The sequence below is a fragment of the Umezawaea sp. NPDC059074 genome (assembly GCF_042738955.1).
Taxonomy (GTDB): Bacteria; Actinomycetota; Actinomycetes; order Mycobacteriales; family Pseudonocardiaceae; genus Umezawaea.
Genome location: NZ_JBHYHC010000002.1, coordinates 235,143 through 247,072, shown reverse-complemented (window position 1 = coordinate 247,072; position 11,930 = coordinate 235,143). Strand labels below are relative to the sequence as shown.

The following is an 11,930-nucleotide window of genomic DNA, read 5'->3' as shown; positions in this document are numbered from 1 at the left end:
GTGGTGGGGGGGGGGGGGGGCTTCTTCGCCGCGGGGGGGTGGGGGGGGGGGGGGCGTTGGTCTTCGGGGCCTCCCGACCGCTCACGGCCGCTAGAGCGTGCTCAGGTCGACCACCGCGGCCAGCGCGGCGTTGCCCGCGTCGGACGGGTGCAGGTGGTCACCCGAGTCGAACTCGGCCTTGAGCCGCAACGGGTCCTGCGGGTCGCGCAGGGCCGCGTCGAAGTCGAGGACGCCGTCGTACAGGCCGCCGGTGCGGATGAACTCGTTGATCGCGCCGCGAGTGGCCTCCATCCCGTCGGTGTAGGCGCCCCAGCCCTTGATGGGCGTGATGGTCGCGCCGAGCACCCGAATCCCCTTGGCGTGCATGCGGGCGACGAGTTCCTGGTACCCCGCGATGAACTTCCGCGGATCGGCTTGGCGCGGATCCTGGTGCAGGTCGTTGACGCCTTCGTAGAGGATCACCGTGCGCACGTTGGTGCGGTTGAGCACGTCGTCGTCGAGCCTGGCCAACGCGCTGCGCCCGTACGCCAGCTCCCCGCCGTCGAGCAGCACGCGGTTCGCGCTGATCCCGGAGTTGACCACGCCGAGCCGGGACGCGGCCGGGAGCTGCTTGAGCCGGTCGGCCAGGTAGTCCGGCCAGCGGTGGTTGGCGTCGGTGGTCGAGTACCCGCCGTCGGTGATCGAGTCGCCGAGCGCCACGACGGTGCCCTTGGCACGGGAGTCGCGGACGTCGACCTCCTCGACGTAGAACCAGGACCCGGTCCGGCGGTCGAACTTCGCGCCGGAGGTGTCCATCGTGAAGTCGCCCGCGTTGCTGAGGAACGACGTCTGCTGCGCCGACGGGTGGTAGCTCACCGGGCCCGCGGCGTACGTGCTGTGCGTGCTGATCAGCAGGTCCGCGTCCTCGGGCACGGTGAAGTCGAGCGGGTCGCTCTGGATCTCCGCGCCCGCCGGGATGCTGACGCTCTGCCGCCCGCTGAACGTCAACGGCCGCACCGATCCCTCGACCGCGTCGGCGTTGTCGGCGTTGGCCCGCAGGGCGATGGACGTGTGGTCGAGCACCAGCGGGCCGGTGCCGAACTTGTTGGAGAACCGCACGCGCGCCGCCGTGCCGCCGACGCTGGTGTGCACGACGCTGCGGATCGTCTCGCCGGTGAACCACCCCTGCGAGCCCACGATCGGCGCGGCCTGCGCCGTGCCCCACGTGCCGACCCAATCACCCGCCGGGGCGGGCTTGCCGCCATAGACCTCCACCTCGGCCAGCGTCAGGTAGTCCTTCTTGGACAGTTGGACCATCACGTACCGGCCGGCGACGCCGGGCTTCTCGACCGTCACGACCGGAGCGGGACCGGTGCGGTGGCTCGACCAGACCCCCGGCCTCGCGGCCTGCTGGGTCGGGGTCAGCGAGGTGTCGAACGGCTGGTCGGACACGAACGTCCAGTGGTCGTCGAGCCGTTGCGTGCAGCAGTCGGTGCGGTTCCACACGTTCACGGTGGAAAGCGGTGAACTCGCGCCGAGGTCGACCTGCCACCACGCGTACTCGTTCTCGTCGGTGTGGCTCACGGAGTTGTTGCCGAACACCCCGTTCGTGTCGCCGTCGACCACGCGGGAGGCCGCGCCGCCGTACGCCTCGGAGGACGAGACGGCGGGCTTGCCCTGCGCCAGGTTCGGGCTGCCCGCCAGCGCCATCGCGAAGATGTGCAGCGCGGGCACGTCCACGCCGACCTCGGAGCCCACCATCGGCAGCTTGACCGACTTCACCGTCTTGGCCGGGTCCAGCTTCACCTCGGCGGCGAAGATGTAGACGTTCCTGTTGTCCCGCCCGTTGTTCGGGGTGTTCCGGTACGGCATCGTGATCACCGGCGTGTGCCCGTCCGGCGGGGCTTCGGCCCAACTCGGGGCACCGATCGTGTAGTCCAGCGTCGTACCGTCGGTGTAGTTGACCGTGCCCGTGCCGGAGGTGGCGTAGGTGCTGGTCAGCAGGAAGCCCAACGTCGGCGACGACCCGATCAGGCCGACGGTCTGGCCCGCCGCCAGGGTGTTGTTCGGCGTGCCGGGGGACGCGGTGGGCCAGGTGTAGGTGATCCCGTTCCAGCGGACCGGGCCGCCGGGCACGACACCCTTGGTGGCCAACGCCTCCGCGGAGTAGGTGTAGCCGAAGCCGTCGACGTTGCCCGGCCCGGTGTTGCCGTCGTTGGTGACGCCGACGTTGCTCGCCGTCGTGCTCAAGCCGCGGCACAGCGTGGTCGTGGCGTCCACGTCGACCGCGCTCGTGCCCGCGCGAGTGGTGACCGAGACCGCGCCGCCGCTGGAGTCCTTCGGCAGCTTCACGGTCAGGTGGTTGGACGACACGAAGGTGACCGGCCGGACCTGCCTGCCCGCGACGGTGACCTTGGCCTGCGGCGTGAACCCGGACCCGGAGATGAGGATGTCGTCGGTGCACGTCGGACTGGCCAACGCCACCACGGGTGCGCGCTTCGTGGTCAGCTCGCGGTACTTGCCCTGCAAGCCCGCCGCCGCGAACACGGCGTTGGGCACCTCGCCTGCCTGCGGGTTCTGCCCGATCAGCTTGTTGCCGCCGAGGTCCTCCAGACCGACCGGCGCGGGCGCGCAGCCGAACGAGTTCATCGTGCCGACGCGGTAGTTGTCCTTGCGCCGCAGGTGACCCGTGGTCGAGCAGCCGCCGTTGAAGCCGCCGTTGTCGTTGTACTGGACGTTGCCGGTGATGGTGACGTAGTCGCCGCCCTCGTCGTTGTAGATCGAGTTCGCGGTCTTCCGCCCGCTGAAGTTCACGTTTCCCTGCACCGTGAGGCCGTGCTCGTAGCTCTTGCCCTGCGGTCCGCTGGTGTAGACGGCTCCACCGTCGTAGCGCACGAGCATGTCGCGGTACACCAGGTTGTAGGAGATGGTGTTGTCCCCGTTGTTGTTGGGGTTCTCGTCGGGGAACGTGGAGTTGGTGCGCCACCCGCCCCAGCCGGAGGAGATGCCGCTGTAGGGCACGTCGGTGATCTCGTTGTGGGTGATGCTCGTGCCGCGCGAGTAGCCGTTGACGATCGCGGGCGCGCCGGTGAACTCCACGCCCGTGTGGTGCACGCGGTTGTTGTCGATCGTGTTGCCGGTGGGGAACGCGTCCCCGGTGGCCTGCGGGTCGTCGACCGCGCCGAGCAGGATGCCGACGCCGGAGACGTCGGTGACCGTGTTGCCCCGCACCACGTTCCCGGTCACGCCGTGCTGGAAGCCCAGCCCGGCCCCGCCGAGGTGCTGGAACGTGTTGTCCAGGAAGGAGACGTTCTTGGTGCCGGTCAGGTCCACGGCGGCGTCGGGCCGGGTCCACGCGGCGAACGGGCAGGTGCCCTTGGGCTCGGAGTAGTTGCAGAGGCCCTGGGACTTGGAGCCGCCGACGCCGGTGATCGTGAAGTTGGCCTGCATCTCCACGAAGCCCTCGTCGGACGCCGGGCGCAGCCACGTCGAGTAGGCGAACTCCAGGCCCTGGAACGTGACGTCGTGCAGCGGCGCGGCGGCGGTGGTCGTCGTCCGGACCAGCCCGTCCAGCTTGGCCGCCGTGAAGTTCATCCGCCGCGGGTCCTCACCTTGCTTCGCCTGGTAGTACAGGACGTGCGTGGTGTCGTCGAGGTACCACTCGCCGTCGCTGATGAGCTCGAACGCGTTCTCGATCAGGCTCGGCTTCGCGTCGGTCGGGAAGGTCGGGAACCCGCCGTGCGGGTTGTCGCCGTACGGGCCGCGCGGGCCATCGGGCAGGTCGAGGTTGTCCCAGCACGGCTGGCGCATGGTGACGGCCGTGCCGCTGATGCCCGCGACGGCGCACCGCGGCTCGCTCCACGAGCCGTGCCCGTCGGCGAACACGAACTCCAGGCTTCCGGGGTTGCGCCAGGAGGCCATCGAGGTGTCCGCGGCGGTGTACCCGGTCGCCGTCTGCGTGAGGTCGACCGGGGCCGTGCCGCTCGCGCGGGTCAGCCGGGAGCCATCGGCGTAGAGCTGGCGGGTCTTCAGGTCCTTGGGGGCCTTGGCGCTCCACAGGTTGTTCGAGCCCTTGGTCCACCCGGAGATCGGCACGCCGCCGCTGAGCACCGGGGTGCGGCCGCCCGCGGCCTCCCAGCGGACCCGGTGGCCGTGGGTGCCGGAGTCGGCGGCGGTGAACGTGAGCTGCGAGGCGAGCTGGTACGTGCCGCCCTCCAGGCTCACGACGAGGTCGCCGCGCATCGACGGCGCGAGGTCGCGCACCCGCTGCTGGGCCCGCGTGATCGAGCAGGGCGAGCGGTCGGTGCACTGGGACCCGCCGCCTCCCGGCGAGACGTGCAGGGTGGTCGTCTGAGCCGCCGCCGCGGGCGTGGCCGCGACGGCCAGCGCGACGAGCGCGCCTGCCAGGACGGCGCTGAACGATCTCGACACCATTGTCGGTCTGTCCTTCCGGTGGAACCAGGGACCGGGACGATCAGATATCAGATATGAAACTGCTCCTTCCTACCGCCGCCTCGGGAGTGCGTCAATGGTCCGGAAGTCGGGCTCGTCAGGGCCCGCGCGATTCCTCCGGCCCAAATCGCCCAGATGCGGTAAGATCGGATATCAGATATGAAGTAGCCCTCTCCCGCCGCGAGCCGACTCGCTCACGGCAGCGGTCGGCGAACACCAGGCGCGGGCCTAAGATCGAACGACCGGGTCGGGAAGGAACGAGGGAGGATGACCACAGTGCCCAAGGACGCGCCGTCACGTCTGCCGCGGTTGACACCGCCCCCGCGGACGATGCTGCGCGACACGGTCTACGAGGCCATCAAAGGCATGCTGATGGACAACGACCTCGCTCCCGGCGCCCGGCTGTCCATCGACGGCATCGCGCGCGAGCTGGAGGTCTCCCCCACCCCGGTCCGCGAGGCGATGACCAAGCTCGAGTCCGACGGCCTGGTCGCGAAGCGCCCGCACGCCGGCTACATCGTCGCCCCGCTCATGGACCAGGTGTCCCTGGACAACCTGTACGAGTTCCGCCTGCTGATCGAACCCGCCGCTGCGGGCCTCGCCGCGGGCAGCGCCTCCAAGGCGCAGGTGAACCAGCTGCACAAGGTCATCAACGACATGGCGGGCCGTCCGCACGGCGAGAACTACCAGGGCTACCGGGACTTCGCCGTGCTGGACGCGCTGCTGCACCGCACGATCGCCGAGGCGTCGGGCAACCACCTCATCGTCGACGCCCTCGCCCGGCTGCACGCGCACACCCACAACTACCGCCTGTACTTCCGCACCGGCATGGCCGACGAGACCAAGCGGGAGCACGAGCTGGTGGTGCAGTCGATCGCCGACCAGGACCCCGCGGCCGCCGAGGCCGCCATGCGGGCGCACCTCGACTCCTCCAGGGCCCGGCTCCGCGCCGCCTACCCCCGGCAGTGATCCAGCCGCACGACGGCAGGCAGTGACCGCGGACCTCCTGGCACCACTGCCGATCCTCGGTCGGACGAGCAGCGGCCGAGGCGGGGCCCGCCCCCGAAACCACCCGATCGACGGCGTGCTCCCACCCGTCGGGACCTGTCCGCGTCGCCCGGCCGTCCAGCACCCTGGACGGCTACGAGGGGGGACGATGGCAGCACGCCGCCGCAAGAAGGCGTTCAGGGGTTGGCGGGTCGGCGGGTCGGTCGCCGCGGTGTGGCTGGGGGTGCTCTTCGTCCAAGCGCATCCGGGGTGGTCGGCCGCGATCTTCGCCGTGCTGTCGGTGATCGGCACCGCCGTGCTGGTGGTGCGGCGGAGGAGGCGGGTGGCCGCGGAGGCGTGGCAGGCCGAACTCGACCGGGCGATCGAGGTCACCGACGGCATGGGTGGGACCGAGTTCGAGTTGTGGACCGCTCGACTGCTGGGTCGGTCGGGGTGCGTGGACGTCGAGGTCGTCGGTGGTTCCGGGGACCTGGGCGCCGACGTCACGGCCATCGCGCCGGACGGTGGCCGGATCGTGGTCCAGTGCAAGCGCCACGGCACCGGCAACAAGGTCGGGTCCCCGGCGTTGCAGCGCTTCTCCGGCACCGCCCGCGCCGTCCACGGGGCGCACCACGCGGTGGTCGTCACGACGTCGACGTTCACCCGGCCCGCTCAGGACTTCGCGACGGCCATGGGCATCGTGCTGGTCGACCGCGATGCCCTGGCCGAGTGGGCGCGCACCGGTGTCGCGCCGATCGCGTTCACTCCGCGTCCTGGTGGATCAGTCCCATCACCTGGTGGCTGGTCGGCTCGTAGTCGTGGTCGTTGACGACCTCGCCGCACACGTGGAAGTCCCGCATCACCACGATCCGGTCGGCCAGCGTCACCATCTCCACCAGGTCGCTGGTGATCAGCAGCACCGCGAGCCCGTCCGTGGCGAGCTGCCAGATCAGCTCGTGGAACGCGGCCTTGGTGCGGACGTCGATGCCGACGGTCGGCTCGTCGATGATCAGGATCTCGGTCTCGGCCGCCAGCCACTTGGCCAGGCTGACCTTCTGCTGGTTGCCGCCGGACAGCTCACCCACGAGCTTGTCCGTCGAGGACAGCCGGATCCCCAGCCGTTCCACGTACTTCTCGGCCAGTTCCCGTTCGCGCTTCGTCGACACGCCGCCGAACGGCTTGGAGATCCGGTCCCACACGGCGACGGCGATGTTCTTCGTGACCGGCTGGTCCAGGAACAGGCCCTCCTCCTTGCGGTCCTCGGGCACGTACCCGATGCGGTGCGTGCGCAACGCGTCGCGCACGTCCTTGATCCGCACGGCCTTGCCGCGCACCCGGACCTCGCCGGAGGTGATCGCGGACAGCCCCAGCACGGCCTTCGCCAGCTCGCTGCGACCCGCGCCCACCAGCCCGTACAGACCGAGGATCTCCCCCGGCCGCAACGAGAGCGACACGTCCTCGTGCCCGACGGCGGTGGACACGCCCGCCAGTTCCAGCACCGGCTCGGCGACCACGGGCGGCCGCGCGGGCAGGTCGACGGCGCTGTGCGCGCGGCCGACCATCGCGGTGATGAGGTCCTGCTTCGCCAACTCCTTGAGCGGCATGGACTCCAGCACCGACACGCCGTCGCGCAGCACGGTCACGGTGTCGCAGAGCTCGTAGACCTCTTCCAGCTTGTGCGACACGAACAGCACCGCGGTCCCGTTGTCCCGCAGCTTGCGGATCACCTCGAACAGCCGCTCGACCTCGCTCGGCGTGCTCGCGGTGGTCGGCTCGTCGAGCAGCAGCACGCTGCTCTCCATCGACAGCGCCTTGGCCACCTCGATCAGCTGGAGCTGCGACACCGGCAGGCCCCGTACCCGGCGGTCCGGGTCGAGGTCCAGGTCCAGCAGGTCGAGGCACCGCTTGGCCTCCGCGCGGATCGCGGCCCGGTCCAGCAGGCCACCCTTGGCGGGCAGCCGTTGCAGCGCGATGTTCTCGCCGATGGAGAACTCCGGCACGAGGTTGCGCTCCTGGTGCACCACGCCCACGCCCGCGCGGGACGCCGCCTGCGGCGAGTCGAGGTGGACCTCCTCGCCGCCCACCGAGAGCGTGCCGCCGTCCGGCCGGTACACGCCGGTCAGGATCTTGATCAGCGTCGACTTGCCCGCGCCGTTCTCGCCGAGCAGCGCGTGCACCGAGCCGGGCTCGATCCGCAGGCTCGCCTTGTCCAGCGCCCGAACACCGGGGAACAGCTTCACCAGGTCCTGTGCGATCAGCATTACGCCGCCCCTCGACGGTGGGTGAGCACGACGGTGCCGAGCACCACCGCGCCGACGACGAAGTTGACCCAGCTGGGGTTGAGCGAGAACTGGGCGCGGGCCACGTCGACGAGCCGGATGATGATGGCCGCCAGCACGGTCCCGGACACCGACACCGCGCCGCCGGACAGCGCGACGCCGCCGATGATCGGGGCCGCGAAGCTGGCCAGCAGCCAGTCGCCGCCGATGCTCTGGTTCACGCCCGGCGCGGACGCCAGCGTGACGACCGCCGCCACGCCGATCAGCAGCCCGGACAGCGCGTGGGCCAGCACGATGGACCGGTTGTTCGAGATGCCGGAAAGCCTGGCCGCCAACGGGTTCCCGCCGCTCGCGAGCAGGTACCGGCCCCAGACCGCCCGGCGCAGGAACACCGCCAGCACGACCGCGACCGCCAGTGCCACCAGGAACACCACGGGGATGTGGAAGATCGCCGCGCGGCCCAGCGACCGCAGCACCGGCGAGTAGTCGGACACCGTGGCGGTGCCGACCATCTCGTACTGGAGGCCGGTCAGGATCGTCATGGTGGCCAGCGTGACGATGAACCCGTTGATGCGGGTGAGCACCACGAGCACGCCGTTGACCACGCCGACGAACGCGCCGAGCAGCAGCGCTCCGGGCACCGCGAGCCACACCGGCACCCCGTGCGTCGCCATGGCCACGCCGCCCGCGCAGGCGACGAACCCGCCGAGCGCGCCGACGGAGAGGTTCATCTGCCCCACGGCCAGCGCCACCAGCTGCGCCAGTCCGATGAGGACGGGGACGGCCAGGTAGGCGAAGAACGTCTCGATGGCCGAGCCGCTGAGCAGCGAGCCGCCGGACGTGACCGCCAGCGCGGCGTAGCCGACCACGGCCACCACGGCGAGCGTGGTCTCGTTGGACTTGAGCCGAGCAGCGTCGAGGGTGATCACCGCCGGACCGCCTTCCGCTCCGTGACGACCTGGCGCACGCGGTCCAGCGACAGCGCGGCCAGCAGGATGATGCCCAGCGAGATCGACAGGCTCTGCACGCTGGCGCCCAGCATGGTGAGGCCCTGCCGGATGACCTGCGTCAGCGACGTGCCGAGGAACGTGCCGATGATCGACACCGCGCCACCGGTCAGCAGCGTGCCGCCGAGCACCGGGCCGAGGAACGACGGGAGCATGAACTCCGAGCCGATCGTCGCGGTGAACGACCCGCTGGTGACCGCCAGCATGAAGCCCGCCAACGCCGCCAGCCCGCCGGACAGCGCGTGGGCGCCGACGATCCGCCGGTCCACCGGGATGCCGGACAGCTCGGCGGCGACGGGGTTGCTGCCGACCATGAGCATCTCGCGCCCGGTGCGGGCGCGGGAGAACAGGTAGCCGACCACGAGCATCGCCAGCACGGCGAAGATCGCGAGCTGCGGGATCGCCCCGGTGCCGCACACCGGGCCGACGCACACGTCCGCCAGCGAGAACGTCCGGAGTTCTTGCATGCCAGGCGGTTTCACCGTGAACGCGGCCGAGGTGGTCAGCTCGGAGTACACCAGCGACACGAACCCCAGCAGCGCGAAGTCCATCGCCAGCGTCACCACGAACGAGTTCACCCCGGACGAGGTGATGATCAGCCCGGTCAGCGCGCCGATCGCGGCCCCCGCGGCGACGCCGATGACCAGGCCGACGTACAGCGGCAGGTGCCACTGCTCGTAGGCCAGGCCCATGAACATCGCGCCGAACGCCGCCATCCGCCCGACCGCGATGTTGAGGTGCCCGATGGACAGCACCGCGAGCTGCGCCAGGCCGACCACGGTCAGCGTGGCCACGTCGCGCAGCAGCGGGAACACCACGAACCGCTCGTTGAAGAACGTCGGGATCAACGAGCCGAAGACGACGGCCAGCAGGACGAGCAGCAGCACCAGACCGGTGCGCTGGTCGGCGATGGACCGCCGGAGGAACCGGAGGGTCACGCGACTCTCCGGTCGTCCATGGCGTCGCGGTCCCAGGCGATGCCCAGGCCGGGAGCCTCGGGCGCGACGGCGTGGCCGTCCTCGACGGCCATCTCCGCCGTCGTGATCGCCCGCAGCTGCGGGATGTGCTCGACGTACCGGCCGTTGGGGATGGCCGCGGTGAGGCTCACGTGCAGCTCCATCAGGAAGTGCGGGCACACGGCGACGTTGAACGCCTCGGCGAGGTGCGCGACCTTGAGCCACGGCGTGATGCCGCCGACGCGGGCCACGTCCACCTGCACGACGGACGCCGCGCCGCGTTCGAGGTAGTCGCGGAACTGGCCGACGGAGTACAGCGACTCCCCGACCGCCACGGGGATGCTGGTGGAGCGGGCGAGCCGCTCGTGCCCGGCGACGTCGTCGGCGGGCAGCGGCTCCTCCAGCCAGAACAGGTCGACGGGCGCGAACGCCTCCGCCCGCCGGATGGCCTCGGCGGCCGTCATCGACTGGTTGGCGTCGACCATGAGGTCGAAGCGGGGGCCGACCGCGTCCCGAACGGCTTGGAGCCGTTCGAGGTCCTCGTGCGCGGTCGGCTTGCCCACCTTCACCTTGACGCCCTTCCAGCCGGCGTCGACGGCCGCCTTCGCGCCGACCACGAGCTCCTCGGTGCTCAGGTGCAGCCAGCCGCCTTCGGTGTCGTACAGGGGGACCTTCGGTCTGAACCCGCCCGCGACCCGCCAGAGCGGTTCACCGGCGCGTCGGCACTTCAGGTCCCACAGGGCCGTGTCGACCGCCGCGAGGGCGAGCGACGTGATCGCCCCGACCGTGGTGGCGCGGGTGGACGCGAACAGGTCGTGCCACACCCCCTCCACCCGGCGGGAGTCCTGGCCCACGAGCCTCGGCAGCAGGTGGTCGCGGAGCAGCGCGTGCACCGCGGACCCACCCGTGCCGATCGTGTAGGAGTAGCCCAGTCCGACAGCGCCGTCGTCCGTGGTCACCTCGACGAAGATGGTCTCCTGCTTGAGGAAGGCCTGCACCGCGTCGGTGCGGACCTGCTCGACCTCCAGGTCGACGACGAACGCCTCGGCCTTGCTGACGACAGCCACCGGCTGGTCCCCTCTTCGCTTGATCAGGTCAGGAGCACTTGAGGACGCTGCTCTTGAACTGCTCGGTGAGCTGCGTGGTCTTGGCCTTGCGCTCGGTGTCGTAGGTGTCGACGTTGGCCTTGGTGATCACGAACGAGCCGGAGTCGACCGTCGTGCCGGGGGTGGCCATGGTGCAGGCGCCGGTGGCGAGCTGCACGAGCGCCCAGCCGCCCACGTAGGCCTGGCCGGTCGGGTTCTGCGCGATGGTCGCCGCCACCGAGCCGTCCTTGATGCCGCTCAGGATGGTCGCGTCGTCGTCGATCGCCACGACCTTGATCGGGAGCCCGGAGGACTTCACGCCCGCCGCCGCCGCGACCGCCGGGTTGTACGCGGTGGTGACGATGCCCTGGATCTGGTTGCCCTGCGCGGAGAGGAGGTCCGCCACGGCCTTCTGCGCGGTCTGGAGGTCCTTGTCGATGTCCGGGATCGTGGTCAGGATCGTGACCTTGCCCCCGGTCTCGTCCACGGCCTTCTGCACGCCCGCGATCCGGCGCTGGGTGTTGGCGTCGACGTTGTTGCCGGTGAGGTGGACCAGCTTCCCGCTGCCGCCCATGGCCTCGATGGCGGTCTTGGCCGCCTTGTACGCGGCCTCGCCGACGTCGGTGGAGAGGCAGAAGTCGGCCTCGTCCTTGTCACCGGCCGGGCAGGAGCCCAAGGAGGCCACGGTGACTCCCTTGGCCTTCAGGTCGGTGAACGTGCTGTTGATGTCCGTCGGCGAGACGCCGAAGATGCCCATCGCGTTGTAACCCTGCGACGCCAACGAGTTCAGGGCGCTGTTCTGCTTCGCCTGGTCCCACTGGCTGGTCTCGTCGAACGTCGTCCCGCCGACCTTGAAGTCGGCCTTCACCTGGTCGGCGGCGGCCTTCCACGGCTGGAAGTACGGGTGCGGGCCGCCCGGCACGAGGGCGACCTTGACGCTCGACGCGTCCTTCTTGTCCGGCCCGGCAGCCGACTGCCCGGCGTCCGATCCCTTGGTGGTGCATCCGACCGTGACCGCGAGGAGCCCTACGGCCACCGCGCACAGCCTGGTCCGCTTCGCGAACGGCCTCATTGCCAGCCTCAATCCTATAGGATATTGGATAGCTGATTTCTACGACACGGTGAACGCGGTGTCAACAGGGGCGGCGGGCGGCACTGGGACAATCGTTACCAGCCGGCACGATG

At 70.5% G+C, this 11,930-nt stretch carries 8 protein-coding genes; 2 read left to right on the top strand and 6 right to left on the bottom strand.

Annotated elements, in window-relative coordinates; all coding sequences use genetic code 11:
• Nucleotides 1-90: 90 nt before the first annotated feature.
• Entirely contained in the window at nucleotides 91-4,413 is a 4,323-nt protein-coding gene (locus ACFWW9_RS01915) for a GDSL-type esterase/lipase family protein (protein WP_390370491.1), read from the bottom strand.
• Nucleotides 4,414-4,698: 285 nt separating this feature from the next.
• Here ACFWW9_RS01915 and ACFWW9_RS01910 point away from each other — a divergent pair, with 285 nt between their 5' ends.
• Both ACFWW9_RS01910 and ACFWW9_RS01905 read left to right on the top strand, forming a co-directional pair.
• Entirely contained in the window at nucleotides 4,699-5,400 is a 702-nt protein-coding gene (locus tag ACFWW9_RS01910; RefSeq protein WP_390370490.1) for a GntR family transcriptional regulator, read from the top strand.
• Nucleotides 5,401-5,587: 187 nt separating this feature from the next.
• Nucleotides 5,588-6,247: a restriction endonuclease gene (locus ACFWW9_RS01905; RefSeq protein WP_390370489.1), complete on the top strand. Its 660-nt coding sequence runs from the start codon at nucleotides 5,588-5,590 to the stop codon at nucleotides 6,245-6,247.
• Here the strand turns inward: ACFWW9_RS01905 and ACFWW9_RS01900 are convergent.
• From ACFWW9_RS01900 to ACFWW9_RS01880, 5 genes are read right to left on the bottom strand one after another with little or no spacing between them, the layout of a single operon-like run.
• Nucleotides 6,180-7,679 (bottom strand): sugar ABC transporter ATP-binding protein, encoded by a 1,500-nt coding sequence (locus ACFWW9_RS01900; RefSeq protein WP_390370488.1) that lies wholly within the window; start codon nucleotides 7,677-7,679, stop codon nucleotides 6,180-6,182. The genes ACFWW9_RS01905 and ACFWW9_RS01900 overlap by 68 nt on opposite strands.
• On the bottom strand, nucleotides 7,679-8,626 hold the full coding sequence (locus tag ACFWW9_RS01895; protein WP_390370487.1) for an ABC transporter permease: 948 nt from the start codon (nucleotides 8,624-8,626) through the stop codon (nucleotides 7,679-7,681). Before ACFWW9_RS01895 ends, ACFWW9_RS01900 begins: the two co-directional genes overlap by 1 nt.
• Entirely contained in the window at nucleotides 8,623-9,642 is a 1,020-nt protein-coding gene (locus ACFWW9_RS01890; RefSeq protein WP_390370486.1) for an ABC transporter permease, read from the bottom strand. Before ACFWW9_RS01890 ends, ACFWW9_RS01895 begins: the two co-directional genes overlap by 4 nt.
• Nucleotides 9,639-10,727 (bottom strand): mandelate racemase/muconate lactonizing enzyme family protein, encoded by a 1,089-nt coding sequence (locus tag ACFWW9_RS01885; RefSeq protein WP_390370485.1) that lies wholly within the window; start codon nucleotides 10,725-10,727, stop codon nucleotides 9,639-9,641. Before ACFWW9_RS01885 ends, ACFWW9_RS01890 begins: the two co-directional genes overlap by 4 nt.
• A 28-nt stretch (nucleotides 10,728-10,755) precedes the next feature.
• Nucleotides 10,756-11,817 carry a sugar ABC transporter substrate-binding protein gene (locus ACFWW9_RS01880; protein WP_390370484.1) on the bottom strand — a complete coding sequence of 354 codons (1,062 nt, stop codon included), beginning with the start codon at nucleotides 11,815-11,817 and terminating at the stop codon, nucleotides 10,756-10,758.
• Between the last annotated feature and the right edge of the window lie 113 nt (nucleotides 11,818-11,930).